Annotated in this window: 22 protein-coding genes; 12 read left to right on the top strand and 10 right to left on the bottom strand. The window is 72.7% G+C overall.

Translation table 11 applies throughout. The features are described from left to right. The first annotated feature begins 250 nt into the window (after window positions 1–250). Window positions 251–1288: a LacI family DNA-binding transcriptional regulator gene (locus tag SY2F82_RS12065; RefSeq protein ID WP_200418997.1), complete on the top strand. Its 1038-nt coding sequence runs from the start codon at window positions 251–253 to the stop codon at window positions 1286–1288. A gap of 71 nt (window positions 1289–1359) precedes the next feature. Here SY2F82_RS12065 and SY2F82_RS12060 read toward each other — a convergent pair whose 3' ends face one another. Together SY2F82_RS12060 and SY2F82_RS12055 are read right to left on the bottom strand one after the other, a co-directional pair. Next, window positions 1360–2061 carry a response regulator transcription factor gene (locus SY2F82_RS12060; RefSeq protein WP_200419425.1) on the bottom strand — a complete coding sequence of 234 codons (702 nt, stop codon included), beginning with the start codon at window positions 2059–2061 and terminating at the stop codon, window positions 1360–1362. Between the two features lie 119 nt (window positions 2062–2180). Beyond that, window positions 2181–3071, bottom strand: a complete 891-nt coding sequence (locus SY2F82_RS12055) for a sensor histidine kinase (RefSeq protein WP_200418996.1) — start codon at window positions 3069–3071, stop codon at window positions 2181–2183. A 138-nt stretch (window positions 3072–3209) separates the two neighbouring features. Between SY2F82_RS12055 and SY2F82_RS12050 the strand changes: the two genes are divergently transcribed. Both SY2F82_RS12050 and SY2F82_RS12045 read left to right on the top strand, forming a co-directional pair. Beyond that, the gene (locus tag SY2F82_RS12050) at window positions 3210–3953 is read left to right on the top strand and encodes an ABC transporter ATP-binding protein (RefSeq protein ID WP_200418995.1); all 744 of its coding nucleotides are present in this window, start codon (window positions 3210–3212) and stop codon (window positions 3951–3953) included. Beyond that, window positions 3950–6298, top strand: coding sequence for an FtsX-like permease family protein (locus SY2F82_RS12045; protein WP_200418994.1), 2349 nt, complete (start codon window positions 3950–3952; stop codon window positions 6296–6298). Before SY2F82_RS12050 ends, SY2F82_RS12045 begins: the two co-directional genes overlap by 4 nt. 181 nt (window positions 6299–6479) lie before the next feature. Here SY2F82_RS12045 and hutH read toward each other — a convergent pair whose 3' ends face one another. The 3 genes from hutH to SY2F82_RS12030 form a co-directional block, all read right to left on the bottom strand. After that, on the bottom strand, window positions 6480–8018 hold the full coding sequence (gene hutH, locus SY2F82_RS12040) for a histidine ammonia-lyase (protein ID WP_200419424.1): 1539 nt from the start codon (window positions 8016–8018) through the stop codon (window positions 6480–6482). A 118-nt stretch (window positions 8019–8136) separates the two neighbouring features. Beyond that, the gene (locus tag SY2F82_RS12035; protein ID WP_200418993.1) at window positions 8137–9273 is read right to left on the bottom strand and encodes a sensor domain-containing diguanylate cyclase; all 1137 of its coding nucleotides are present in this window, start codon (window positions 9271–9273) and stop codon (window positions 8137–8139) included. Between the two features lie 201 nt (window positions 9274–9474). Continuing rightward, the gene (locus SY2F82_RS12030; RefSeq protein WP_200418992.1) at window positions 9475–10281 is read right to left on the bottom strand and encodes an enoyl-CoA hydratase/isomerase family protein; all 807 of its coding nucleotides are present in this window, start codon (window positions 10279–10281) and stop codon (window positions 9475–9477) included. A gap of 230 nt (window positions 10282–10511) precedes the next feature. Between SY2F82_RS12030 and SY2F82_RS12025 the strand changes: the two genes are divergently transcribed. Beyond that, window positions 10512–11099: a hypothetical protein gene (locus SY2F82_RS12025; protein ID WP_200418991.1), complete on the top strand. Its 588-nt coding sequence runs from the start codon at window positions 10512–10514 to the stop codon at window positions 11097–11099. A gap of 53 nt (window positions 11100–11152) precedes the next feature. On the opposite strand, the gene SY2F82_RS12020 is transcribed toward SY2F82_RS12025, so the two are convergent. Both SY2F82_RS12020 and SY2F82_RS12015 read right to left on the bottom strand, forming a co-directional pair. After that, window positions 11153–12292, bottom strand: a complete 1140-nt coding sequence (locus SY2F82_RS12020) for an adenylate/guanylate cyclase domain-containing protein (RefSeq protein ID WP_200418990.1) — start codon at window positions 12290–12292, stop codon at window positions 11153–11155. Window positions 12293–12553: 261 nt separating this feature from the next. After that, window positions 12554–13447 carry a biotin--[acetyl-CoA-carboxylase] ligase gene (locus SY2F82_RS12015; RefSeq protein ID WP_200418989.1) on the bottom strand — a complete coding sequence of 298 codons (894 nt, stop codon included), beginning with the start codon at window positions 13445–13447 and terminating at the stop codon, window positions 12554–12556. 159 nt (window positions 13448–13606) lie between these two features. On the opposite strand from SY2F82_RS12015, the gene SY2F82_RS12010 reads away from it, so the two are divergent. From SY2F82_RS12010 to SY2F82_RS12000, 4 genes are all read left to right on the top strand, one after another. Then, a complete protein-coding gene (locus SY2F82_RS12010; RefSeq protein WP_200418988.1) occupies window positions 13607–15190 on the top strand; it encodes an acyl-CoA carboxylase subunit beta in 1584 nt (527 codons plus the stop codon). A 23-nt stretch (window positions 15191–15213) separates the two neighbouring features. Then, window positions 15214–15420: an acyl-CoA carboxylase epsilon subunit gene (locus tag SY2F82_RS12005; RefSeq protein WP_200418987.1), complete on the top strand. Its 207-nt coding sequence runs from the start codon at window positions 15214–15216 to the stop codon at window positions 15418–15420. 257 nt (window positions 15421–15677) lie between these two features. After that, the gene (mmpB, locus tag SY2F82_RS39495; protein ID WP_258053440.1) at window positions 15678–15806 is read left to right on the top strand and encodes a morphogenic membrane protein MmpB; all 129 of its coding nucleotides are present in this window, start codon (window positions 15678–15680) and stop codon (window positions 15804–15806) included. Between the two features lie 22 nt (window positions 15807–15828). Next, window positions 15829–16449, top strand: a complete 621-nt coding sequence (locus SY2F82_RS12000) for a nucleoside triphosphate pyrophosphatase (protein ID WP_103840055.1) — start codon at window positions 15829–15831, stop codon at window positions 16447–16449. A gap of 74 nt (window positions 16450–16523) precedes the next feature. Here the strand turns inward: SY2F82_RS12000 and SY2F82_RS11995 are convergent, their stop codons facing one another. Further along, complete coding sequence (locus tag SY2F82_RS11995; RefSeq protein WP_200418986.1) at window positions 16524–17057, bottom strand: hypothetical protein; 534 nt, start codon at window positions 17055–17057, stop codon at window positions 16524–16526. A gap of 351 nt (window positions 17058–17408) precedes the next feature. On the opposite strand from SY2F82_RS11995, the gene SY2F82_RS11990 reads away from it, so the two are divergent. Further along, window positions 17409–19181, top strand: coding sequence for a biotin carboxylase N-terminal domain-containing protein (locus SY2F82_RS11990; RefSeq protein ID WP_200418985.1), 1773 nt, complete (start codon window positions 17409–17411; stop codon window positions 19179–19181). A 195-nt stretch (window positions 19182–19376) separates the two neighbouring features. Here the strand turns inward: SY2F82_RS11990 and SY2F82_RS11985 are convergent, their stop codons facing one another. Together SY2F82_RS11985 and SY2F82_RS11980 are read right to left on the bottom strand one after the other, a co-directional pair. Then, window positions 19377–20321, bottom strand: a complete 945-nt coding sequence (locus SY2F82_RS11985; protein WP_200418984.1) for a DeoR/GlpR family DNA-binding transcription regulator — start codon at window positions 20319–20321, stop codon at window positions 19377–19379. Window positions 20322–20522: 201 nt separating this feature from the next. Beyond that, complete coding sequence (locus SY2F82_RS11980; protein ID WP_200418983.1) at window positions 20523–21971, bottom strand: NAD(P)H-quinone dehydrogenase; 1449 nt, start codon at window positions 21969–21971, stop codon at window positions 20523–20525. 96 nt (window positions 21972–22067) lie between these two features. Here SY2F82_RS11980 and SY2F82_RS11975 point away from each other — a divergent pair, with 96 nt between their 5' ends. The 3 genes from SY2F82_RS11975 to SY2F82_RS11965 all read left to right on the top strand — a co-directional run bounded on the left by SY2F82_RS11975 (window position 22068) and on the right by SY2F82_RS11965 (window position 25318). Further along, window positions 22068–22508, top strand: a complete 441-nt coding sequence (locus tag SY2F82_RS11975; protein ID WP_200418982.1) for a gamma-glutamylcyclotransferase — start codon at window positions 22068–22070, stop codon at window positions 22506–22508. 110 nt (window positions 22509–22618) lie between these two features. Next, window positions 22619–23443 carry a purine-nucleoside phosphorylase gene (locus SY2F82_RS11970; RefSeq protein ID WP_200418981.1) on the top strand — a complete coding sequence of 275 codons (825 nt, stop codon included), beginning with the start codon at window positions 22619–22621 and terminating at the stop codon, window positions 23441–23443. A 243-nt stretch (window positions 23444–23686) separates the two neighbouring features. Beyond that, complete coding sequence (locus tag SY2F82_RS11965) at window positions 23687–25318, top strand: phospho-sugar mutase (RefSeq protein ID WP_200418980.1); 1632 nt, start codon at window positions 23687–23689, stop codon at window positions 25316–25318. Window positions 25319–26465 lie beyond the last annotated feature (1147 nt).

Genomic DNA, 26465 nt, shown 5'->3' with positions numbered 1-26465 from the left:
AGAGGAGGGTGCTGGGGGAGCGAAGGAGGAGGGAGGAGTCGATTCCGTGTCGTTCGATATTCCGAACACCATTCGGTCGTCAGGTCAGCGACGGGCGTTCGGGATGCTGTTCGGGGTTCGGTTCAGACCATTTCTGCTACGCTTTTGCAGCGCTGCAGAAGTGTTAACCCACAACTTGCCGCGCTGCAAGAGGTAACGCAGTGGAAACTTCAACCGGCTCGAACCCGGCTGCACCGGACGAAGGTGAGATATGGGAAGAGGCGTGACCCTGCGCGATGTCGCGGCCCGCGCGGGCGTCTCCAGCCGCACCGTGTCCAACGTGGTGAACGGCTACGCACCGGTCTCCGAGGCCACCCGCGCCCGCGTCCAGCAGGCCGTGGACGAACTCGGCTACCGGCCGAACGTGCTGGCCCGCAACCTCGCCGCCGGGCGCTCGGGCCAGATCGCGGTGGTCGTGCCGTACCTCGACACGCCGTACTTCGCCGAACTGCTGCAGGGCATCATCCGCGCGGCCCGGGTACAGGGTTACAACGTCCTGATCGACCAGACCGACGGCGACGCGGAGCACGAGAGGCTGTTCCTCAGCCGCGGCTCCCAGCAACTGCTGTTCGACGGGGTCATCTTCAGCCCGCTCGGCCTCGCCCAGTCCGACCTGGCCGCCCGCGATCCGGCCCTTCCGCTGGTGGTGCTCGGCGAGCGGGTCAGCGACGGCGGCTTCGACCACGTCGGCATCGACGACGTCACCGCCTCCCGCGAGGCCACCGAGCACCTGCTCGGCCTCGGCCGGCGGCGTGTCGCGGCGATCGGTGACCAGCCCTACCGCACCGGTGAGGCGGCGCAACTGCGCACCCGCGGCTTCCGGCTGGCCCACGAGCGCGCCGGGATCCCCGTACGGGAGGAGCTGATCATCTCCACCCCGCGCTTCAACCGCTCCGACGGCGCCACGGCGATGGCACACCTGCTCGACCTCGAGGAGCCGCCGGACGCGGTGTTCTGCTACAGCGACCTGGTGGCGCTGGGCGCGATGCACACGCTGGCCGCGCGCGGGCTGCGCGTCCCGGAGGACGTGGCGATCGTCGGCTACGACGACATCGAGGACGGCCGCTACTCCAACCCGTCCGTCACCACGGTCTCCCCGGACAAGAGGATGATCGCGGAGACGGCGGTGGAGCGGCTGCTGAAGCGGATCGGCAGTTCCACGCCCGTACCGGGGCTGGAGATCCGGGCGCCGCACCGGCTGGTGGTGCGGGAGAGCACGGTGGGCCGGCGTGCGGCGGAGGCCGAGTAGGCGAGCGGCTTCTGCCGGGTGCCGCCGCGGCAGGACGATGGTGGGCCGACGGGCAGCGCAAGCGCGTGGTGTCAGTCGGCGGTGGCGCGGCCGGGGACGACCAGCCCCGTCTCGTAGGCGAGGACGACGGCCTGGGCGCGGTCACGGAGCGCGAGCTTGGCGAAGACCCGGGCGACGTGGGTCTTCACGGTGGCCTCGCTGAGGGTGAGGGTTTCGGCGAGTTCGGTGTTCGAAAGGCCCCGGCCCATCAGGGTCAGCACCTCCAGTTCACGAGGGGTCAGCGGAGCCAGGTCGGGGTGGACCGCGGCCGTGCGGGCCGCGGCCGCCGCGGTGGCGGGGCGGTGGGCCGGGCCGGCCCGGCCGGCCTCCTGGGCGGTCGCGTAGCGCTCGACCAGCCGACGGGTGATGGAGGGGGCGAGCAGCGCGTCGCCGGTGTTCACCAGTCGCACGGCTGCGGCGAGGTGGGCGGCGGTGACGTCCTTGAGCAGGAAGCCGCTCGCCCCGGCGGCGAGCGCCGCGTAGACGTAGCGGTCGAGGTCGAACGTGGTGAGCATGATGACCCGGCAGTGCGGGAGCAGCCGCAGGACCCGCTTGGCGGCTTCCAGGCCGTCCAGGTCGGGCATCCGGATGTCCATCAGGACCACCTCGGGACGCAGCCGTTCGGCTTCCGCGACGGCCTGCACGCCGTCCGCTGCCTCACCGACGACCTCGATGCCGCGTGAGGTGAGGATGAGGCGGAAGCCGGTTCGGATGAGCTCCTCGTCGTCGACGATGAGGACACGCGGGGCGCCGGAATCCCGGCTCGGGTCCGACCCCGAGTCCGAGTCCGGTTCCTGCGGGTTCGGGACCCGGCTCGGGGCGTGGTGGGCGAGGCGGTCGGCGGCGGACTCGGTCACGGGCGTTCCAGGGGGATGCGGGCGCGGACACGGTACCCACCGCCGATGCGGCGCCGGGCGTCGAAGTGGCCTCCGTAGACGGCGACGCGCTCCCGCAGACCGATCAGGCCCCGTCCCGCCCCGTCGTCCTCGCGCTTGCGGGTGCCCGGTCCGGCACCGGTGCCCGCCTGGTCGGCGGAGAGCACGCTCGGTCCGCTGTTGAGCACCTCGACCCGCAGACTGTGGTCGGCATAACGCACCGTCACGGCCGCCCTGCCGCCGTCGCCGTACTTGAGGGCGTTGGTCAGCGCCTCCTGGACGATCCGGTAGGCGGTGACGTCGATGCCGGGCGGCAGCGGGCGCGGTTCACCGGAGACGCGCACCTCGACCGGCAGGCCGGCGAAGGCGATCCGGTCGACGAGGGTGCCCAGGTGGCTCAGACTCGGTTGTGGTGCGAGCTCGGAGAGGTCTCCTTCGCCGTACCGCCCGGCCCGGTCGTCGTCAGCATCGTCGCCGTCGGGCGACGGCGCCAGCAGTCCCAGCAGGTGGCGCAGTTCGGTCATCGCGTCGCGCCCGGCGCCCTCGACCGCCCGCAGCGCGGTCTCCGCCTCGCCCGGCAGGCTGGCCAGCACCTCGCGGGCGGCGCTCGCCTGCACGACCATCAGGCTGACCTTGTGGCTGACGATGTCGTGCAGCTCGCGGGCGATGCGGGCGCGCTCGGCCGCCACCGCCGTGCGGGCGGCGGCCTCCCGTTCGCGCTCCAGCAGCCGGTGCCGGTCCTCCAGGACCTTGGCGTGACGGCGGCGGGCGCGCACCAGCAGCACGGCGCTGCCGCCGGCCACCGCCAGGCTCACCGCCGCGAGGGCGATGAGCAGCCGGTCCGTCCCCGATGTCCACACGTCGTCCATCGTCGTCCATCGTGTCAGGCCGGCGGCGAACGGGCGTCCGTCTGCGGGCCCAGCCCGTACATCGCCAGGATGACCACCGCTGCCGGTTACCTCCGGGGGCTGACGCCCGCGCGTCCCACGCCGCCTACCGTCCCTGCCATGACCACCGAAGACATCAGCGGCGCGGCCCCCGAGGCCGACTCGGCCGGCGTGCGTGACCGGGAAGTCGTCCGGGTGAGCGACCTGCGCAAGGAGTACGGCGACACGGTCGCCCTGGAAGGGGTGTCGCTGGAGATCGGCGCCGGGGAGGCGGTGGCTGTGATGGGTCCGTCCGGCTGCGGCAAGTCCACCCTGCTCAACATGATCGCCGGGCTGGACCGGCCGAGCGCCGGCTCCGTGCACGTACACGGCGAGGACCTGGGCGGGATGAGCGAGACCGCTCTGGCGCTCTTCCGGCGCCGCCGGGTCGGCATGATCTTCCAGTTCTTCAACCTCATCGACGACCTGCCCGCGATCGACAACGTCGCCCTGGCCGCCCAGCTCACCGGAACGCCGGCCCGACAGGCCCGGCGCCGGGCGCTGGAGCTGCTGGACGAACTCGGCATCGCCGACCGCCAGAACGTCTACCCCGCCGCGCTCAGCGGCGGCGAGCGACAGCGGGTGGCGGTGGCCCGCGCGCTGATGAACCGCCCCGCGCTGCTGCTGGCGGACGAGCCGACCGGCGCCCTGGACAGCCACGCGGGCGAGCAGGTGATGGACCTGCTCATCGACCTCAACGAACTGGGCCAGACACTGCTGCTGGTGACCCACGACCAGCGGCTGGCCACGCGCTGCGCCGGCCGCCTGGTGACGATGGCGGACGGTCGGATCACCGGCGAGCGGACCCTGGAGCGGTCGGCATGAGCGCGGTGTGGCGGGCCTCGCGCGCGGCCGTGCGCCGCCGCCGGCTGCAGACCGCCGTGATCGGGGTGGTGGTCCTCGTCTCCAGCACGGCCCTCGTGGTCGCCCTCGGCCTGCTGGACGTCGCGTCCGGGCCGTTCGACCGCCTCTTCGCCCAGGCGCACGGCGCGCACGTGGTGGCGACCTTCGACGCGGCGAAGGTCTCCCGTGCCGAGCTGGCACGGACCTCGCACCGTCCGGGCGTGCGCGCCGCGGCCGGGCCGTTCCCGGAGGCCGTGGTCGAGGTGCCGCAGAACGCGGCGTCCCAGATCCCCGGGGTGGCGCCCGGCGGCCCGCTGACCGTGGTGGGGCGGGCAGCCCCCGGTGGCCCGGTCGACCGGCTGGACCTCTTCGCCGGGCACTGGGCCACCGGCTCCGGCCAGCTCGTCCTCGCGTTGCCGGACGCACCCGGCCTGGCCAAAGGGCCGCACTCTCCGGTCGGCAAGCGGATCCGGCTGCCCGGACTGGCGCCGCTCACCGTCGTCGGCCTCGCCGCCGGCGTGAGCGGGACCGCGCAGGCATGGGTCTCCCCGCAGCAGATCGAGGCCCTGCACCCCGCGACGTACCAGATGCTGTACCGGTTCGAACGGGCCGCCACGGCCGACCAGATCACCGCGGGCACCGCGGCGGTGACCGCCGGCCTGCCGTCCGGCTCGCTGGTCGCCCACCAGTCGTATCTGACGCTGAAGGCACAGGTGGCGGCCTCGCCCAACGCCTTCGTGCCCTTCCTCATGGCCTTCGGGATCCTCGGCCTGCTGGTGGCCGTGCTGATCGTGGGCAATGTGGTGAGCGGTGCCGTGGTGTCCGGCTTCCGGCACATCGGGGTGCTCAAGTCCCTTGGATTCACGCCCGGACAGGTCGTCGCGGTCTACCTGGTGATGGTCTGCGTCCCCGCGACGGCGGGCGCGCTGGCCGGCACGGCTCTGGGAGCGGTGGTGGCACGGCCGCTGCTGCACCAGGTCTTCCAGGGCGCGGACCTCGGCACGGTGATGGTCACTCCGGCGATCGCCTCCTGGGTGTACGCGACCACGGCGCTCGGCATGCCCGCGGTGGTGCTGCTGGCGGCGCTGATCCCGGCGCTTCGCGCGCACCGGCTCCCCGCGGCACGTGCGATCAGCGCGGGCAGCGCACCCAGTGGCGCACGGGGGTCGACGATCCAGCGATGGCTGGCCGGGGTGCAACTGCCGCGCTCGGTGACGCTGGGCCTCGGCCTGCCCTTCGCCCGGCCCGGACGGGCGCTGCTCACCGTCTGCGCGGTACTGCTCGGGGTGGCGACGGTGACCTTCGCCACCGGCCTGTCGGCCACCATGGTCTCCTACGGCGACGCCGTCGAGGGTGTCGGAAAGGTGCAGGTGCTCGTCCAGCGCGGGGAAGCCAGGTTCGGGCAGACGGACCCGCGGCACGGCGACGCCGCGACCCAGACACTGTTGCGCTCTCTGCCGCATGCGGCCGATGTGTCCGCCGTGGGCTTCGCCGAGGTACGGATGCTCGGACAGAGCCAGGACGTGTCGATCGAGGGGGCGCGCGGGGGGCGCTCCGTTCTCCGGGACGACCTGGCCAGGGGCCGGTGGATGCGGGCGCCAGGAGAGGTGGTGGCCTCCGGCAGGTTCCTGTCCAAGTACGGTCTGCGTCTCGGCGACTCGTTCACACTGGCCGCGGCGGACGGCCGGCAGGAGCATGTGACCCTGGTCGGGGAAGTCATGTCCGGGCCTGCGGACTGGATGCGCGCGGACTGGACGACGGTGACCGCCCTGACACCGGATGCGCAGGCCGACCAGTACTGGGTGCGGCTCACCCCCGGAGCCGATGTGGGCGCCTATGTGAAGGCCGTTCGGGCCGCCGATCCCGGCCTGTACCCGACCGAGAAGACGTCGGTGAACGCCGGGACGGTGACGGTGATCGGTTCCGCGTCCGCGCTGACCCTGATGCTGTCGGTGGTCGCTGCGATGGGGGTGTTCAACACGGTCGTCCTGAGCAGCCGGGAGCGACGGCGCGACCTGGGGACGCTGAAGTCGATCGGCATGACACCACGGCAGGTCACGGGGATGCTGGTGGTGTCCATGGCCGGGCTCGGCCTGCTCGGCGGGCTCCTGGGTCTGCCGCTGGGAGTCGCGGCCTACCGTCTGGTGATCCCGATGACCGAGCACAGCGCCCATCTCGCCTTCCCGGCACGGATGCTGGACGTGTGGCACCCGGGCTCGATGGCCCTGCTCGCCCTGGCCGGGGTCGCGATCGCCGCACTGGGCGCGGTGATACCGGCGCGGGCGGCGGCCCGGCAGACCATCGCCCGGGTCCTGCGCACCGAGTGACGGCGCACGGAGTGAGGGCGCACGGAGTGAGGGCGCGCCGGAGTGACGGCGCACCGAGTGACCGGGCACCGGCGTGACGGCGCGCCGAGTTACGGCGCGCCGCGTCGGACGAGGTGGTCAGGCCTTCTCCGGCGGGCGCCCACACGCGGGGCCACCCCTGGGGCGGCCCCGCACCGGGTGCTCAGGCCAGCGGCCCCGTGACCGACTCCACCGCCGCGAGCAGGCGGCCGTCGCGCAGGAACGCGTCCGCCGCCGCGAGGTCCGGGGCCAGGAACCGGTCCGGGCCGGGGCCCTCGGCGCCCGCCTTGCGCAGAGCGGTGATCGCCGCCTGGCTGGCGGGGGCCGGGGTCAGGCCCTCGCGCAGTTCGATGGCGCGGGTCGCCGCGTACAGCTCGATCGCGAGGACACGGGTCAGGTTGTCCACCGCCGTGCGCAGCTTGCGGGCGGCCGACCAGCCCATGGAGACGTGGTCCTCCTGCATCGCGGAGGACGGGATCGAGTCGGCGGAGGCCGGTACGGCGAGCCGCTTCATCTCGCTGACCAGGGCCGCCTGCGTGTACTGGGCGATCATGAGGCCCGAGTCGACGCCCGCGTCGTCCGCGAGGAACGGCGGCAGGCCGTGCGAGCGGTTCTTGTCGAGCAGCCGGTCCGTGCGACGCTCGGCGATGGACGCGAGGTCCGCCGCCGCGATGGCGAGGAAGTCCAGCACGTACGCCACCGGCGCGCCGTGGAAGTTGCCGTTGGACTCGACGCGCCCGTCGGGCAGCACCACCGGGTTGTCGACGGCCGAGGCCAGCTCGCGCTCGGCGACCAGGCGGGCATGGGCCAGCGTGTCCCGTCCGGCGCCCGCGACCTGGGGGGCGCACCGCACCGAGTAGGCGTCCTGGACGCGCGGCGCGTCGTCCTGGTGGTGGCCCGTCAGACCCGAGTCCTTCAGCACGGCCAGCATGTTGGCGGCCGACGCGCCCTGCCCGGGGTGCGGGCGGATGGCGTGCAGCTCCGGCGCGAGGACCTTGTCCGTGCCGAGCAGCGCCTCCAGGGAGAGCGCGGCCGTGATGTCGGCCGACTTGTACAGGGTGTCCAGGTCGGCGAGGGCCATGAGCAGCATGCCGAGCATGCCGTCGGTGCCGTTGAGGAGCGCGAGGCCCTCCTTCTCGCGCAGCTCGACGGGGGCGATGCCGTGCTCGGCGAGGAGTTCGGTGGCGGGGCGTACGACACCGTCGGGGCCCTCGGCCTCGCCCTCGCCCATGAGGGTCAGCGCACAGTGGGACAGCGGGGCCAGGTCGCCGGAGCAGCCGAGCGAGCCGTACTCGTGCACGACCGGGGTGATGCCGGCGTTGAGGATGTCGGCCATGGTCTGCGCGACCTCGGGGCGCACGCCGGTGTGTCCGGAGCAGACCGTCTTCAGCCGCAGGAACATCAGCGCGCGCACGACCTCCCGCTCCACCCGGGGGCCCATGCCGGCCGCGTGCGAGCGGACGATGTTGCGCTGCAGCTGGGTGCGCAGCTCCTGGCTGATGTGCCGGGTCGCCAGCGCGCCGAAGCCGGTGCTGACCCCGTAGACGGGGTCCGGCTTCGCGGCCAGTGCGTCCACGATCCCGCGGGCCGCCGCCAGGGCCGTCAGGGCTTCCTCGGAGAGCTCGATCCGGGCGTCCGCGCGCGCCACGGCGAGAACGTCGGACGCGGTCACCCCGGACGTCCCCACCACCACAGTGTGCATATCCATATTCAGGAGCGTACGCAGTGAATTCGAAGATGTCACCAGTGGGGTGCCGGTTCACCCCTTACCGACCCCCGGCGGCTCAGTGCAGGCCGCGGAACATGAGGCGTCCGGCGGCTCAGTGCCGGCCGCGGAACGTGCGGCGCTCCCCGGCGGGCGGCGGCTCGTCGGCCAGGCGCACGACGGGGTCGTCCGGCCCTTCGCGGCCCGCGACCACGGGCTTCGCGGCGTGCAGGGCCTTCGCCCGGTACTGGGCCGCGTCGGCGAGCCGGAACAGCCGGCGGGCCGAGCGCACCGGGCCGATCGGGTCCTGGGTGGAGGCGACCCCACAGGCGACACCGTCACCGATCTCCAGTTCGGCGGCCCGGCGGCACACCTCGTCGGCGGCCCGCACCACCTCGTCGGCCGACGGACCCACCGTCAGCAGGCAGAACTCGTCACCGCCGAGCCGGGCGACCAGCGCACCCGGCAGCATGGCACCGCACAGCGACAGCACCGACCCGAAACGTTCCAGCAGCCGGTCGCCCACGGCGTGTCCCTGTGAGTCGTTGACCCGCTTGAGCCCGTTGACATCGCAGACGACGAGCGAGACCGCGACCCCGTCCGCCCGGTGCTGTTCGATCGCCTCCTCCAGACGCACGTCGACGGCGCGGCGGTTGGCGAGGCCGGTGAGGGCGTCGGTGAACGCGAGCCTGCGGGCCTCCTCCAGGCGCTCGGTCTGCGCGATGCCGGCGGCCACCACGGAGGCGAGGACGGTGGCGAAGTCGGCGTCGTCGCCGTCGAAGACGGGCTCACCGGCCGGACGCGCCACATACAGCTCGCCCCAGGCGCGGCCGTGCAGCACCACGGGCGCGACGACACAGCAGCCCCGGCCGCGTCGGCGCAGCGCCGCGACCCGCTGGTGGCAGTACCCGGCGTGGCCCGCGGCCGGACCCTGGGCGGTCTCCACCCAGGCGCTCGGGCCGCCGCCGCCCGCCCAGCGCTCGTGCAGGAACTCGGTGATCTCCGGGAACTGGTGCACGGGGTAGGCCTCGTGCTCGGGGAACTCCTCCTCCTCGGGCGCGCGCTCCCCCACGTTGACGAGGACCCGCAGCCGCCCGGCCTCCCGCTCCCACACCGACAGCGCGGCGAAGTTCCCGGCGAGCGCCCGGCACGCGCCCAGCGCGGCGGCCCGCCAGGCCTCGCGCGGAGTGTGCGCCGCCGCCATGCCCTGCGCAAGCGCCACCACGGCCCTCAGCCGACTGTCTTCAGCCACGACTCCAGGCTAGGGCGTGTCACGAAGGTCCCGCCTGCCTCGCGAGGCCCTGCACCCTCCCTCAAACTCTTCGAGCAGGGGGAGCCCGGAGCAGGCACCTGCGCCGCGAGGCCCGTCCTTCGGGCGAGCGACGGGACCCGGGCGACACGCCCTGGGCCGTGTCGCGGATCTTCGCGGCGTCGCGACGCCTTCGCTCGTCCGCTACTCCCCCGGCCACTGCGGCGTGCGCTTGTCGTTGAAGGCGGCCACGCCTTCCGCACGGTCGCCGGAGAACGCCACCGAGCGCCATGCCGCGTCCTCGACCTCCAGACCGGTGCGCAGGTCCAGGCCGTGGCCGAGCCGCAGGGCGCGCTTCGCGGCGCGCAGGCCGACCGGGGAGTTCGCGGCGATACGGGCGGCGAGGGCGAGCGCCTCCTCACGGTCACGGCCCTCCGGTACGAGGTCGTCGACCAGGCCCAGCTCCCGCGCCTCGGCCGCCTCCAGGCGCCGGGCCGTGAAGATCAGCTCCGCGGCGCGCGCTGCGCCCACGCGGCGGGGCAGCAGCTGCGTACCGCCCCCGCCGGGGATGACCCCCACGGACACCTCGGGCAGCCCCACCACCGCGGTGGAGTCCGCCACGATCAGGTCGCACGACAGGGCCAGCTCGAAGCCGCCGCCCAGCGCGAAGCCGTGCACGGCGGCGATCGTCGGCATCGGCAGCTCCAGGACGCCGGTGTAGGCGGCGCGGGCGAGGGGGCGCTGGCGCATCAGGTCGGCGTCCGTGAAGGAGTTGCGCTCCTTCAGGTCCGCGCCCACGCAGAACGCCCGCTCGTGCGTCGACGTCACCACCGTCACCCGGGCATCCCGGTCGGCGGCGAGGTGCGCGCACGCGGCGGCGATCGAGCGGGCCATGTCCGTGGACACCGCGTTCATCGCCTTGGGCCGGTCCAGCGCCAGCTCCGCGACATACCCGTGCCGCCGTACGACGACGTACTCGCCGAACCGCCGCTCGTCCCCCTGCTCCGCCATGACACCCTCCCGGTTAACGCGGGTTAACTACACGACGCCCCCGATCATCGCAGCCGAGGCGGCCCCGCGAAAGCCGCCGCACAGCTTCGGCGGGTGTGGGCCATTGACCGCCCCCTGTCCCCGTTCGGGTGAATTCGAGTCACCTCCGCATCACCCGCGCCCCGTCTCCACATAATCTGCGCACCGCTACGGCACTTGGGGGAGTGCGGGCGACCGGGGAGGGACGGGCGATGACGGACACGGCCACCGACGACACCACGACGACGGTGCACAACGGCTCCGGCCCCTTCTGGTTCCGTCCGGTGGGCCGGCACCGCAAGCCGCGCCACCGGCGCCTGGCACTCGCCGTCGGCGGGTTCGCGCTCGCCGCCGGAGCCCTGAGTCTCGTACGCCTGGCACCCGAGTCGGTGACGGGCGGGGGCGGCACCGCGGAGGCCGAGCCCCGGATCGGCGCCGGCCAGACCGCGGCGACAGCCGGGGACGTGCCGTCCAAGGGGGCCGCGGGGCCCTCGACGACCGCCTTCAAGGGAAGGGCGAGCGCGGTGCCGGCCGTGTCGGGCGACGTGAGCCCGTCCGGGCGTCCGGGCACGCCGACCCCGCGGGTCACGGATCCCGCGACCGGCATCCCGGAGGCACCCTCGACCCCCACGGCTTCTCGTTCACGAACGCCCGAGCCCCCGGTCACGACGACGGCCGCGCCGCCGTCCGCCCCGTCCCCGACCGCGACCACTCGGGCACCTGCGCCGTCGGCCCCGGCCACCTCGGACCCCCCGGGCCTGTGCGTGCCGCTCGTGGGGCTGTGCGTCCACGGCCTGTGAAGCGCATGACCGCGAGGACTGAAGACACGACCGCGAGGACGGAAGAGGAGTGCCTACGCCGGCCCGTCCCGCCGGGTCAGCAGCCACGGCTCGATCACGCCGAGGCCGCGCACCGGCCGCTGCCACATCGGCTGGAGAGCGAAGCGGTACGTGGGCGGCTCCTTGCCCTCCTTCTCGGCGGCGGCCGCCGCCTCCGCGGCCTCCGTCTCGGAGGCGGGGGCCTCTGCCGTGCGGATCAGCTCCTCCGCGAAGTCGTGATCCACCAGGACGGCGTCGCGGGGCGCTATCGAGGTGAGCCGGCTCGCCAGGTTCACCGTCGTACCGAAGACATCGCCCATCCGGGTGGTGACCGTGCCGAAGGCGATGCCGACCCGCAGCTCCGGCATGGTCTCGTCGTTCGCCATGGTCTCGATCAGGCGCAGGGCGATCTCCGCGGCCGTACCGGCGTCGTCCGCCGCGTAGAGCACCTCGTCGCCGAGCGTCTTGATGAGCCGGCCGCCGTGCGCGGCGACCAGGTCGGCCGCGGTGGTCTCGAACGCCTCGACGAGTTCGCCGAGCTCCTCCTCCTCCATGCGGCGCGTCAGGCGGGTGAAGCCGACCAGATCCGCGAAACCGACGGCGAGGCGGCGGTCGACCATCTCCTCGTCGTCCGCGGCCTGCACCACCCGGCCGGTGGCGGCGGCGAGCTGGCGCCGCCAGACGTAGACGAGGAACTCCTCCAGTTCCGGCAGGAGCAGCTCGACCAGCGGGTACGTCACCTCGGTGCGGGTCATGCCGGGCTCTGGCGGCTCGGTCAGGCCCTCCAGGAAGGAGTCGATCTGCCACTCGGCCAGGCGGGCGGTGGTCTGCCCGGTGGAGCGGGCCACCTGTACGGCCATGGCCTCACTGAGCAGTCCCGCCTCGACGAGACCGGCCAGGCGCCGCAGAGCGAGGACGTCGGCCTCGGTCAGGGCCCTGGCCTGGCCTATGTCGGCGAAGCCCATGGCCCGCCAGAAGCGGGACGCCAGTTCCATCGAGACGCCCGCGCTGCGGGCCGCCTGGAAGGGGGTGTAGCGGCGCTCGGCCCCCAGGATGAGCTGCTCGAGGCGGAGCGCGAGGGGGTTCTCCTCGGACTCGGCGTGTGCGTCGCGCCCCGGTTCACCGTCGGGGGCGGGGTGTACGCCCGTGCCCGAGCCCGTGTCGTCGACGGTCACGCGTGCTGCCCTTCCGATCTGCCGCGGTCAGGTATCGACCGCGGTCAACTCTACGGCAGGTGTGCGGTAGCTCACTCCCCAGCGGCCGTTACGTCCCCGACGCCGGGTGCGCACCCGGCGTCGGATGACCGTTCCGGGGGCTCCGCCCCCAGGCCCGCGATCGGCCTGAACGGCCTCGTCCCCAAACTCCCCCGAGCTCTTCGAGCAGGGGCCCCCAGACGGGCTGAGATCGCCCGCCCCACGCCGAGCAGCACCGTCCCCTCAAGCCGACCGCAGGTGCACCACGTCTCCAGCGCCCACCGGCTCCTGCACTCCGTCCTCCGTCGCCAGTACGAGCCGCCCGTCCCCGTCGATCGCCACCGCCTCCCCCGTGATCGAGCGGTTGCCCGGGAGTTCCGCGCGGACCAGGCGGCCCAGGGTCGCGCTGCCCGCCGCGTACGTCTCCTGCAGACCGCTCGCGGCCGGGTCGCCGTCCGCCGCGCGCCAGCGGCCGTACCAGTCCTCCAAGGAACGCAGTACCGCACGCAGCAGCGGGTCGCGGTCGGTGGTGCGGGCGCCCGCCAGGACCAGGGAACCCGCCGTGGGCACCGGCAGCTCGTCCCCGCGCAGGGTGACGTTGACGCCGATGCCGATCACGACCCCCGCGTTCCCGGCCCGCTCCGCGAGGATCCCGCCGGTCTTGCGCTCCTCCTCGCCCACGGTGACCAGCACGTCGTTGGGCCACTTGAGTGCCGTGTCGACGCCGGCCGCCTGCGCGAGCCCGGTCGCGACGGCGACTCCGGCCAGCAGCGGCAGCCAGCCCCAGCGGGCCACGGGCACCTCGGCCGGGTTGAGCAGGACCGAGAAGAACAGCCCGGAACGGGGCGGGGCCGACCAGACCCGGTCCAGCCGCCCGCGTCCCGCGTTCTGCTCCTCGGCGACCAGGACGGCGCCCTCGGCGGCCTGACCGGCCGTGGCGCGGGCGACCAGGTCCGAGTTGGTGGACCCGGTGCGCTGCACCACGTCGACCCCGGTCCACAGCCCGCCCTCGCGCACCAGCCCCCGGCGCAGCGCGGCGGTGTTCAGGGGCGGGCGGTCCAGGTCGGACCAGCGGCTGCCACCACCTGCGGCACCGTTCGACCTGTCGTTCGCGTCAGAGGAATCTCGCGGCATCATGCAAGCCACCCTAGGTGTGGTAAACGCCGCACTGCCGATCGGTAGGCACAGCACTACGCTACGGATGAGTAACCGTCCCTTCTTCTGAGCACTTACAGCACGTACAGGTAGCACCTCACCCTCACGTCCCCACTTGAGCAGGCAGGGAGCCGCATCCCGATGTCCGAGCCGGAAGAGATCGACATTCACACCACCGCGGGAAAGCTCGCGGACCTGCAGCGCCGGGTCCAGGAGGCGACGCACGCCGGCTCGGAGCGCGCGGTCGAGAAACAGCACGCGAAGGGCAAGCTGACGGCCCGTGAGCGGATCGAACTGCTGCTCGACGAGGACTCGTTCGTCGAGTTGGACGAGTTCGCCCGGCACCGCTCCACCAACTTCGGGCTGGAGAAGAACCGCCCGTACGGAGACGGTGTCGTCACCGGGTACGGGACCGTGGACGGCCGCCCGGTCGCGGTGTTCTCCCAGGACTTCACGGTCTTCGGCGGGGCGCTGGGCGAGGTCTACGGACAGAAGATCGTCAAGGTGATGGACTTCGCCCTGAAGACCGGCTGCCCGGTCATCGGCATCAACGACTCCGGTGGCGCCCGGATCCAGGAAGGCGTCGCCTCGCTCGGCGCGTACGGGGAGATCTTCCGGCGCAACACGCACGCCTCCGGTGTCATCCCGCAGATCTCACTCGTCGTGGGTCCGTGCGCGGGCGGTGCCGTCTACTCGCCGGCCATCACCGACTTCACGATCATGGTCGACCAGACCTCGCACATGTTCATCACCGGCCCGGACGTCATCAAGACGGTCACCGGCGAGGACGTCGGTTTCGAGGAGCTGGGCGGCGCCCGCACCCACAACTCCACCTCCGGCGTGGCCCACCACATGGCCGGGGACGAGAAGGACGCGATCGAGTACGTCAAGCAGCTGCTGTCGTACCTGCCGTCGAACAACCTCAGCGAGCCCCCGGCCTTCCCGGAGGAGGCGGACCTCACCGTCACCGAGGAGGACCGCGAGCTGGACACGCTGGTGCCGGACAGTGCGAACCAGCCGTACGACATGCACACGGTCATCGAGCACGTCCTGGACGACGGCGAGTTCTTCGAGACGCAGCCGCTGTTCGCGCCGAACATCCTCACCGGCTTCGGCCGGGTCGAGGGCCGCCCGGTGGGCATCGTCGCCAACCAGCCGATGCAGTTCGCCGGCTGCCTGGACATCGACGCCAGCGAGAAGGCCGCCCGTTTCGTGCGGACGTGCGACGCCTTCAACCTCCCGGTCATCACCTTCGTCGACGTGCCCGGCTTCCTGCCCGGCGTCGGCCAGGAACACGAGGGCATCATCCGCCGCGGCGCCAAGCTGATCTTCGCCTACGCCGAGGCCACCGTCCCGCTGATCACGGTGATCACCCGGAAGGCGTTCGGCGGGGCCTACGACGTCATGGGCTCCAAGCACCTGGGCGCCGACCTCAACCTCGCCTGGCCGACCGCCCAGATCGCCGTCATGGGCGCGCAGGGCGCCGTCAACATCCTGCACCGCCGCACGATCGGCGAGGCCGACGACCCGGAGGCGACCCGGGCGCGGCTGATCCAGGAGTACGAGGACACGCTCCTCAACCCGTACGTCGCGGCCGAGCGCGGTTACATCGACGCGGTGGTCATGCCGTCGGACACCCGCCGCCACATCGTCCGCGGCCTGCGTCAGCTGCGCACGAAGCGGGAATCCCTTCCCCCGAAGAAGCACGGCAACATCCCTCTGTAACCCCGGGACTCTTGGGAGCCGTCATGAACATCAAGGTCATACGGGGCAATCCTACCCTGGAGGAGCTGGCCGCCGCCCTGGCGGTGGTCCGCGCCCGCGCCGCGGCGGCGGCGGCCACGCCGTCCGGCGCGGCGCAGCGGGACTCCTGGGCCGACCCGGCCCGTGTCGCCGCCCACCGCGTTCCCCAGCCGGGCCCGACGGCCTGGGCCCGGACCTACTGGCCCGGCTGACCCCGGGCCCCTCGGTCACGTCCGGGGGGCAGGCGCACGTCCGGCACGTCCGGCACGTCCGCGACGGCTTCCGGGGTCCGGCACGCCCGGCGCCTTCGCGACGGCTTCGGCCGTCACCACGCACCCGCGTCGTCCGGTGCAGGTGACCGCCGAAGCCGTGTGCCGTGTGCCGTCGGCAGACGGCCCGGCGGCCGGCGCCGGAAGTTGAGTACGGGTACTCAGGCGCCGCCGCGGCCACCCGCCGGACGATGGAAGGCATGCTGTGGTCCGACCCCGAGAACGAGCCGCCCGAGGAACTCCGCGAGACGCAGGAGATGTTGAGGCGGCTTGGGGTCCTCATGGCGCTGGCCATGGTGCTGGCGATGATCATCATCGGCACCAGATGAGGGCCGCCTATACGCTGAGCGCATGACCGATCAGCCGCGCCGCCGTCTCGTTCTCGCCTCCCAGTCCCCCGCCCGGCTCGGACTGCTCCGACAGGCCGGGCTCGACCCCGAGGTGATCGTCAGCGGGGTCGACGAGGACGCCGTCACCGCCCCGACCCCCGCCGAACTCGCGCTCGCGCTCGCCGAGGCCAAGGCCTCCGTCGTGGCGGCAAAGCCCGAGGTCAAGGGCGCCCTGGTGATCGGCTGCGACTCCGTGCTCGACCTGGACGGCGAGGCCCTCGGCAAACCTTCGGACGCCGAGGAGGCGACGGCCCGCTGGAAGTCGATGCGCGGCCGGGCGGGCACGCTCCAGACCGGCCACTGCGTCTACGACACGGTCAGCGGGCGGTACGCGTCCGCCACCGCGTCCACCGTGGTCCGCTTCGGTGAGCCCACGGACGAGGAGATCGCCGCCTACGTGGCCTCCGGCGAGCCTCTCCACGTGGCGGGAGCCTTCACGCTCGACGGCCGCTCTGCGCCCTTCATCGACGGCATCGACGGCGACCACGGCAACGTCATCGGCATCTCGCTGCCCCTGATCCGCCGGCTGCTGGCCGAACTGGGCGTGGGCATCACGGAGTTGTGGGCACCGCGGGAGCGGTGAGCGAGGCGGGCCCGGGCTCTGTCGTGTCGACGGGGACCCGGGCTCTGTCGTGTCGACAGGCGCCCGGGCGAGGTTCAGGGGGCGACGGGCGCGGGGCCGCCGCCCTCCAGAGGCCCGGCCCGCTCCGGGGACTCGGCGGGCTCCGGGGCCTGCCGCGCGGCCCTGTCGCCGTCCTCCGGACCGTCGCCGGCGGGCGGCGCACCGGCCGCCGCGCCTCCCGGGCGGTCGTACGTCATCAGGGTGAGCACGATCAGCCCGAGCACGACCATCATGAATCCGAACGCGCCCCAGCCGACCAGGCCCACCACGAACGCCCCGAGCAGGCCGTGCACCACCGCGGCGCTGATCAGCAGGATGCGCCGGATGCCGGACGGCGCGCGGTCGCGCACGGCGACCAGCAGGGCGGCCAGCCCGCACACCGCGAAATAGAGCCCGAAGACGACGCCGGCCGCCTTCGACGACACGGACATGGCGTGCGGATCGACGCCCGCCATGGACATGTTCTGGTGGTCGACGACCACTCCGAGGAACCAGTTCAGCAGCGCGACACCGAACGCCTCCACGAAGAGGACGATCGCCACGACCCATGCCACCGGTCTGCGGACCACCGGCCTCCACCCACCTTCGAGTGCCCTCTGGTTTCCTTCAGCATCGCGAACGCTACTAACGGGTAAACCTTCGGACAAGAGGTCCGGCAGGAGCAAAGATTCATTGGGCCATTAGTAGGGACTCCACAAAGAAACACGACGGGCGGCGGGACTACTTCATAGAGACCTTGGCCACGTCGGCGGGCTAGGGTTTTCCGGTGGATTCCCATGTGCGGCGGTGCGACAAGGGACTTCGCAGGTTGAGTGAGCCTCGTTTCACGCTCCGTGTGGGCAAGCTCACCACTGGGGATGGGTCGAAACGTCGTGTCGGCAGTCCCTAAACTCGGCTTGTTTCAAGGAGAGGGAGCCAACGTGCGCAAGGTGTTGATCGCCAACCGTGGCGAAATCGCTGTCCGCGTCGCCCGGGCCTGCCGGGACGCCGGGATCGCCAGCGTGGCCGTGTACGCCGATCCGGACCGGGACGCCGTGCACGTCCGCGCCGCGGACGAGGCGTTCGCCCTGGGCGGTGACACCCCGGCCACCAGCTACCTGGACATCGACAAGGTCCTGCAGGCGGCCGAGGACTCCGGCGCGGACGCCGTCCACCCCGGCTACGGCTTCCTCTCCGAGAACGCGGACTTCGCCCAGGCGGTGCTGGACGCCGGGCTGATCTGGATCGGCCCGCCGCCGCAGGCCATCCGCGACCTGGGCGACAAGGTCGCCGCCCGCCACATCGCCCAGCGCGCCGGCGCCCCCCTGGTCGCCGGCACCCCCGACCCCGTCTCCGGGGCCGAGGAGGTCGTCGCCTTCGCTGAGGAGCACGGGCTGCCGATCGCCATCAAGGCCGCCTTCGGCGGTGGCGGACGCGGCCTGAAGGTCGCCCGCACCCTGGAAGAGGTCCCCGAGCTGTACGAGTCGGCGGTGCGCGAGGCGGTGGCCGCCTTCGGCCGCGGCGAGTGCTTCGTGGAGCGCTACCTGGACCGGCCCCGCCACGTGGAGACCCAGTGCCTGGCCGACAAGCACGGCAACGTGGTCGTCGTCTCCACCCGTGACTGCTCCCTGCAGCGCCGCCACCAGAAGCTGGTCGAGGAGGCCCCGGCGCCGTTCCTGAACGAGGAGCAGGTCGCCGAGCTGTACCGCGCCTCGAAGGCCATCCTGAAGGAGGCCCGCTACGAAGGCGCGGGCACCTGCGAGTTCCTGGTCGGCCAGGACGGCACCATCTCCTTCCTGGAGGTCAACACCCGTCTGCAGGTCGAGCACCCGGTCACCGAGGAAGTCGCCGGGATCGACCTGGTCCGCGAGATGTTCCGCATCGCCGACGGCGAGCCGCTCGGCTACGACGACCCCGAACTGCGCGGCCACTCCTTCGAGTTCCGCATCAACGGCGAGGACCCCGGCCGCAACTTCCTCCCCGCCCCCGGCACCGTGACGACGTTCGCCCCGCCCTCCGGCCCCGGCGTGCGCCTGGACGCGGGCGTGGAGTCCGGCAGCGTGATCGGCCCGGCGTGGGACTCGCTGCTGGCCAAGCTCATCGTGACCGGCCGCACCCGCAAGGAAGCCCTCCAGCGGGCCGCCCGCGCGCTTGCGGAGTTCCAGGTCGAGGGCATGGCCACCGCGATCCCGTTCCACCGCAAGGTCGTCACCGACCCCGCGTTCGCTCCGGAGGTGCACGGGCAGGACGGCCCGTTCACGGTCCACACCCGCTGGATCGAGACCGAGTTCGTCAACGACATCAAGCCCTTCACCGCGCCCGCCGAGGCGGAGGCCGAGGAGGAACCGGGCCGCGAGACGGTCGTCGTCGAGGTCGGCGGCAAGCGCCTGGAGGTCTCCCTCCCCTCCTCCCTGGGCATGTCCCTGGCCCGCACGGGCCTGGCGGCCGGCGCGAAGCCGAAGCGGCGCGCGGCCCGCAAGTCGGGGCCGGTGGCCTCCGGTGACACCCTCGCCTCGCCGATGCAGGGCACGATCGTGAAGGTCGCGGTCGAGGAAGGCCAGGAGGTCAAGGAAGGCGACCTGGTCGTCGTCCTGGAGGCCATGAAGATGGAACAGCCGCTGAACGCCCACAAGGCGGGCACCATCAAGGGCCTGAGCGCCGAGGTCGGCGCCTCCATCACCTCCGGCGCCGCCATCTGCGAGATCAAGGACTGACGGCACCGCCTGACCTACGCGGTCGGCACAACGCCCGGCGGACCGGAGAAACCCGGCCCGCCGGGCGCCTGCTTTCCTGACGGCTCTGAGCGAGCCGAGTCGTCCGGCGGACGAGGAGTCGGGCCGCACGGGCGCCGTACGGCGCCGGCCACCCGGATCGTGGCCCCCGCGGGGCCGAACGCCTGCGACCGTGCGTCAGCGACGGCGCAGGTCCGCCACCCGGGCGCGCTCTCCCGGGGGGTGCTCGCCGAGGGCCGTGGCACTGCGGAGCTGTGGGCCGGGGGCCTGGCTGCGGCGGGGCCCGGGGAGGGGCACGTCCCGCCGTTGCCGGCTGCCCGCCGGAATCGGGTCCGCGGCCGAGGCCCCGGCGACCGCGATCTGCACACCCTGGTCGGCCAGCGCCTGCAGTTCCGTCGCCGCGCGGTCGTCGTGCGCCGGGGGCTCGTCCGTCACCAGTCGGGTGATGACGTCCGTCGGCACCGTCTGGAACATCGTGTCCGTGCCCAGCTTGGTGTGGTCGGCGAGCACGACCACCTCGGCCGCCGCCTGGACCAGCGCCCGGTCCACGGACGCGGAGAGCATGTTCGACGTGGACAGACCGCGCTCGGCGGTGAGTCCGCTGCCGGACAGGAAGGCCTTGGAGACCCTGAGACCCTGGAGGGACTGCTCCGCGCCGCTGCCGACCAGGGCGTAGTTGGAGCCGCGCAGGGTGCCGCCGGTCATGACCACCTCGACGCGGTTGGCGTGCGCCAGCGCCTGGGCGACCAGGAGCGAGTTGGTCACGACGGTCAGCCCGGGCACCCGCGCGAGCCGGCGGGCCAGCTCCTGCGTGGTCGTACCTGCTCCGACGACGATGGCCTCGCCCTCTTCGACGAAGCTCGCGCCGAGGTCGGCGATGGCCGTCTTCTCGGCGGTCGCGAGGTGGGACTTCTGCGGGAAGCCGGACTCCCGGGTGAACCCGCCCGGCAGGACCGCACCGCCGTGCCGGCGGTCGAGGAGTCCTTCGGCCTCCAGTGCGCGCACGTCCCGCCGTACGGTCACTTCGGAGGTCTGGACGACGCGGGCGAGCTCACGGAGCGACACTGCCCCGTTGGCCCGCACCATTTCGAGGATCAGTTGACGACGTTCTGCAGCGAACACGAAACTGACAGTAACCCCAACGACCGTCTGCTTTCAGCAGTTTGCGCCGAATAACAGAAGTTGTTCGCACGGCAGGGCGGAAAGTGGTATAGGCGCCCGATCCATGCCCATCCGGGCCGCCCCTGCCGTGGACATCACCGGCCGCCCGCCGCGACCAGCCGCCTGACCTGCGGGTCGGCCGGAAAGCGGGCGCCCGGGCCGTCAGCCCTCGCCCGATGTCTTCCGAGTGTGCAACTGCCGCGCCACCTCGGCGATCGAGCCCGACAAGGACGGGTACACGGTGAAGGCGTTCGCGATCTGTTCGACCGTCAGATTGTTGTCGACCGCGATCGAGATGGGATGGATCAGTTCCGAGGCGCGCGGCGCGACCACGACACCGCCGACGACGATCCCCGTGCCGGGGCGGCAGAAGATCTTCACGAAGCCGTCCCTGATGCCCTGCATCTTCGCGCGCGGGTTGCGCAGCAGCGGCAGCTTGACGACCCGGGCGTCGATCTTGCCCGCGTCCACGTCGGCCTGCGTGTAGCCGACGGTGGCGATCTCGGGGTCGGTGAAGACGTTCGAGGAGACGGTCTTCAGGTTGAGCGGGGCCACCGCGTCGCCCAGGAAGTGGTACATGGCGATGCGTCCCTGCATGGCGGCCACGGACGCCAGCGCGAAGACACCGGTCACGTCACCGGCCGCGTACACGCCCGGAGCCGTCGTGCGGGAGACCTTGTCCGTCCAGATGTGCCCGGACTCGCGCAGCTTGACCCCGGCCTCCTCCAGACCCATCCCGCTGCTGTTGGGTATGGCGCCGACGGCCATCAGGCAGTGCGAGCCGGTGATCACGCGGCCGTCGGAGAGAGTGACCTCGACCCGGTCGCCCACGCGCTTGGCGGACTGCGCCCGGGAGCGGGCCATGACGTTCATGCCGCGACGCCGGAAGACCTCCTCGAGGACGGCGGCGGCGTCGGGGTCCTCGCCCGGCAGCACACGGTCGCGCGAGGAGACGAGGGTGACCTTGGACCCGAGGGCCTGGTAGGCGCCGGCGAACTCGGCACCGGTGACACCGGACCCCACGACGATCAGCTCCTCGGGCAGCTCGTCGAGGTCGTAGACCTGGGTCCAGTTCAGGATCCGCTCGCCGTCGGGCTGCGCGTCGGGCAGCTCGCGCGGGTGACCGCCGGTGGCGATGAGCACGGCGTCGGCGGTGAGCGTCTCCTCGCTGCCGTCCGCGGCGCGCACGACGACCTTGCGCGAGCCGTCCAGGGCCTGCATGCCCTCCAGCCGGCCGCGGCCGCGCATGACCCGGGCGCCGGCGCGCGTGACGGAGGCGGTGATGTCGTGTGACTGGGCGAGCGCGAGCCGCTTGACCCGTCGGTTGACCTTGCCGAGGTCGACCCCGACCACGCGAGCGGCCCGCTCAAGGGGTGGCGTGTCGTCGGCGACGATGATTCCGAGCTCTTCGTACGAGGAGTCGAAGGTGGTCATCACCTCGGCCGTCGCGATGAGTGTCTTGGACGGCACGCAGTCGGTGAGCACCGACGCCCCGCCCAGACCGTCGCAGTCGACGACGGTCACCTCCGCGCCGAGTTGTGCGGCCACCAGCGCCGCTTCGTATCCGCCGGGTCCGCCACCGATGATCACGATCCGAGTCACGTACTCCATTGTCCCGCACGCTTCGGGCGGCGCTCCTCCTGGGGGCGGCCGGTGATGCTTCTGTTACGGCAGAGGCGCCCGAAACGCTGCCGTACCCTCGACTCCATGTCGCTCTACGCCGCGTACGCCGGCAACCTCGACGCGCGGCTGATGACCCGCCGCGCTCCCCATTCGCCGCTGCGCGCCACGGGCTGGCTGAACGGCTGGCGGCTGACCTTCGGGGGCGAGCACATGGGGTGGGAGGGCGCCCTCGCGACGATCGTGGAGGACCCACTGTCGCAGGTCTTCGTCGCGCTGTACGACATCGCGCCGATGGACGAGGAGTCGATGGACCGCTGGGAGGGCGTGGGCCTCGACGTCTACCGCCGGCTGCGCAGCGTCCGTGTCCACACGCTGGACGGCGAGGAGACGGCATGGGCGTACGTCCTCAACGCCTACGAGGGCGGCCTCCCCTCGGCCCGCTACCTGGGCGAGATCGCGGACGCGGCGGAGTCCGCGGGGGCGCCGCACGACTATGTGATGGAGCTGCGCAAGCGGCCCTGCTGACCTCTTTCAGCACGTTTCCCCCCTTTCTCCGAAAACGGCAAGACAACGATCGCATTGCCGTGACCTCCGTCATCTACGCGCGTAGGCAAAGACCGGCTACCCTCATGCGCGTGAACGCATCTCTTCTTCCGGACGACATCCAGGGCGACCCCTACGCCGCCGCCGACGCCGCCGCCGCGCGCCTGCGCGAGCTGACGGGTGCCGAGACCCACGATGTCGCCCTCGTGATGGGCTCCGGCTGGGCTCCGGCCGTCGACGCCCTCGGCGCCCCCGCCGCCGAGCACCACGTCACCGAGCTGCCCGGCTTCCCGCCGCCGGCCGTCGAGGGCCACGGCGGCAAGATCCGCTCGTACCGGATCGGCGACAAGCGTGCCCTGGTCTTCCTCGGCCGTACGCACTACTACGAGGGCCGCGGCGTCGCCGCCGTCGCGCACGGCGTCCGCACCGCCGTCGCCGCCGGCGCCAAGACCGTCGTGCTGACCAACGGCTGCGGCGGCCTGCGCGAGACGATGCGCCCGGGCCAGCCGGTCCTGATCAGCGACCACATCAACCTGACCGCGACCTCCCCGATCGTCGGCGCGAACTTCGTCGACCTCACCGACCTGTACTCCCCGCGCCTGCGCGCCCTGTGCAAGGAGATCGACCCCACCCTCGAGGAGGGCGTCTACGCGCAGTTCACCGGCCCGCACTACGAGACCCCGGCGGAGATCCGCATGGCCCGCACCATCGGCGCGGACCTGGTCGGCATGTCGACGGTCCTCGAGGCGATCGCCGCGCGCGAGGCGGGCGCCGAGGTCCTGGGCATCTCCCTGGTCACGAACCTCGCCGCCGGTATGACGGGCGAGCCGCTGAACCACGAGGAGGTCCTGCAGGCGGGCCGCGACTCCGCCACGCGGATGGGGGCGCTGCTGGCGCAGGTGCTGGAACGGCTGTAGGGCACCCTCGCACGGGGTGCCCTCCTCTGGGGGCTCCGCCCCCAGACTCCCGGGTCGGCCTTCGGCCTCGTCACACGCTGAGGCGTCGCCGGCCTGGGCCGACAGGCGCCGGCCGACATGCCGCCGCACCCGGCTCCCCCGTGCCCGGCCGCCGTGCTGCACTGGACGGGAAAGCGATGCCCGACGCACCCGCCCGCCCCGATACGCAACGCCACCGACCACACAACGAGAGGTTGACCCGACGTGCACGACGAACTCATCGCACGGGCCAAGGCGTGGCTGGCCGAGGACCCCGACGCGGACACCCGTGACGAACTCGCCAAGCTCATCGACGCCGGGGACCACGCCGAGCTCGCCGCGCGTTTCAGCGGCACCCTCCAGTTCGGCACCGCCGGCCTGCGCGGCGAACTCGGCGCCGGCCCCATGCGCATGAACCGCTCGGTGGTCATCCGCGCCGCCGCGGGCCTCGCCGCGTATCTCAAGGCCAAGGGGCACGGCGACGGCCTCGTCGTCATCGGTTACGACGCCCGCCACAAGTCCGCCGACTTCGCCCGGGACACCGCGGCCGTCATGACGGGCGCGGGTCTGCGCGCGGCCCTCCTCCCCCGCCCCCTGCCCACCCCCGTCCTCGCCTTCGCCATCCGGCACCTCGGCGCGGTCGCCGGCGTGGAGGTCACCGCCAGCCACAATCCGCCGCGCGACAACGGCTACAAGGTCTATCTCGGCGACGGTTCCCAGATCGTGCCCCCGGCGGACGCCGAGATCGCGGCCGAGATCGACGCGATCACGACCCTCACGGCCGTCCCCCGCCCGGACGCAGGCTGGGACACCCTGGACGACGGCGTCCTCGAGGCCTACCTCGCCCGCACGGACGCCGTCCTCTCCCCGGACTCCCCGCGCATCGCCCGCACCGTCTACACGGCGATGCACGGCGTCGGCAAGGACGTCCTCCTCGCGGCCTTCGCCCGGGCCGGCTTCCCCGAGCCGGTCCTCGTCGCCGAGCAGGCCGAACCCGACCCGGACTTCCCGACCGTCGCCTTCCCCAACCCGGAAGAGCCCGGGGCCATGGACCTCGCCTTCGCCAAGGCCCGCGAGACGGACCCCGACCTGGTCATCGCCAACGACCCGGACGCCGACCGCTGCGCCGCCGCCGTCAAGGACGGCACCGACTGGCGCATGCTCCGCGGCGACGAGGTCGGGGCCCTGCTGGCGGCCCACCTGGTCCGGCGCGGCGCGCGCGGCACGTTCGCCGAGTCGATCGTCTCCTCCTCCCTCCTCGGCCGCATCGCGGAGAAGGCGGGCCTGCCGTACGAGGAGACCCTCACCGGCTTCAAGTGGATCGCCCGTGTCGAGGGCCTGCGCTACGGCTACGAGGAGGCGCTCGGCTACTGCGTGGACCCGGACGGCGTACGCGACAAGGACGGCATCACCGCGGCGCTCCTGATCACGGAGCTCGCCTCACAGCTGAAGTCCGAGGGCCGCACGCTGCTGGACCTGCTCGACGACCTCGCCGTCGAGCACGGCCTGCACGCCACCGACCAGCTCTCGGTCCGCGTCCAGGACCTGTCGCTCATCGCCGCCGCGATGCGCCGCCTGCGTGAGCAGCCTCCGACCGCGCTGGCGGGGCTGCCCATCACGAAGTCGGAGGACCTCACCCAGGGCACGGACACGCTCCCGCCCACGGACGGCCTGCGCTACACGCTCGACGGCGCCCGCGTGATCGTCCGCCCCAGCGGTACGGAGCCCAAGCTCAAGTGCTATCTGGAGGTCGTGGTCCCGGTCGCGGCGCACGCCGACCTCCCGGCGGCCCGGGCGAGGGCCACGGAGCTGCTGGCGTCGATCAAGCGGGACCTGTCGGCGGCGGCAGGCATCTGACCTGCCCCCGGGCGGGGGTGCGCGACGGCAGGGCTTCGGCTCGCCGGGGGTTGTGAAGGGGCTGTTGGGCCGCTCGCTTCTTTGTCAGGATCGTGCTTCCGCGGGCCGAGTCAAGGGCGCTGCACTCCGCTGCGCTGCGTTCCGCGTCGGCTGCGCCGATGGCCCTTCGGGCCACCCTCGACTAGTCCCGCTCCAGCACGGGGGAGAAGCGAGCGAGCGGCCCGGAGGAACGGGCACCCAGGCCGGGCGACCTGCGAGTGGGCTGCGCTGTACTCGGGGTCCGGGGTTCGTGGCGCGATCGCGCCTCGCCTGCACGCCGGGTGGGTCCAGCGGCATACGGCCGATAGCGGGTACGCGATCGCGCCTCGCCTGCACGCCGGGCCGGCAAAGCGGCATACGGCCGATAGTGGTTCGCGATCGCATCTCGCCTGCAGGGCGGGTGGGTTCAGCGGCATACGGCCGGTAGCGGGTGCGCGATCGCGTCTCGTCTGCAGGGGGTGGGTTCAGCGGCTGACGGTGTGAAGGCGGGAACGCGACCGCGGATGGGCGGCGCATCTGCGGACTTGGTGCTCACGGTGCGCGGGCGGGCCCGGCCGTCGGCTCACACGGCGTACAGATGGGAAGGGGAGCGCAGGGGCCAGCGGCGACCGGCGGCACATGCGCAGACAGAGCTGCCATGACGGGCACCGCCACTCACACGGCCCGATCGCCGACCCCGAAGGAGGGACGGGAGACCGTCGCGCTCGCCGCTCGCCGGGTGCGGGCAGTGTCTCTCCCGCGAAGTGCGACAGATGACGCGGATGTGTTGCACTCTCCGCACACCCACCCACCCGCCACTCGCCACTCGCCACCCACGACCATCCACCGGCCGCACGCCGCTTTGCCGGCCCGGCGTGCATGTGAGGCGTTGATGCGCCCGCCCAGCCACCGGGCACAAGCCGGACGACAGGCTCCTTGAACGCCGCCGGCCCCCCGTTCCACCCCCGGCCGCCCGCACGCTTCTCCCCCGTGCTGGAGCGGGACTAGTCAAGGGTCGGCCGGAGGCCGATCGGCGCAGCCGACGCGGAACGCAGCGCAGCGGAGTGCAGCGCCCTTGACTCGTCCCGCGGAAGCACGACCCTGGCAAAGAAGCGGGCGGCCCGACAGC

Source organism: Streptomyces sp. Y2F8-2, from assembly GCF_014905555.1.
GTDB lineage: Bacteria > Actinomycetota > Actinomycetes > Streptomycetales > Streptomycetaceae > Streptomyces > Streptomyces cynarae.
Note: the sequence above shows the minus strand (reverse complement) of the source record. Positions and strands in the feature narration are given on the sequence as shown.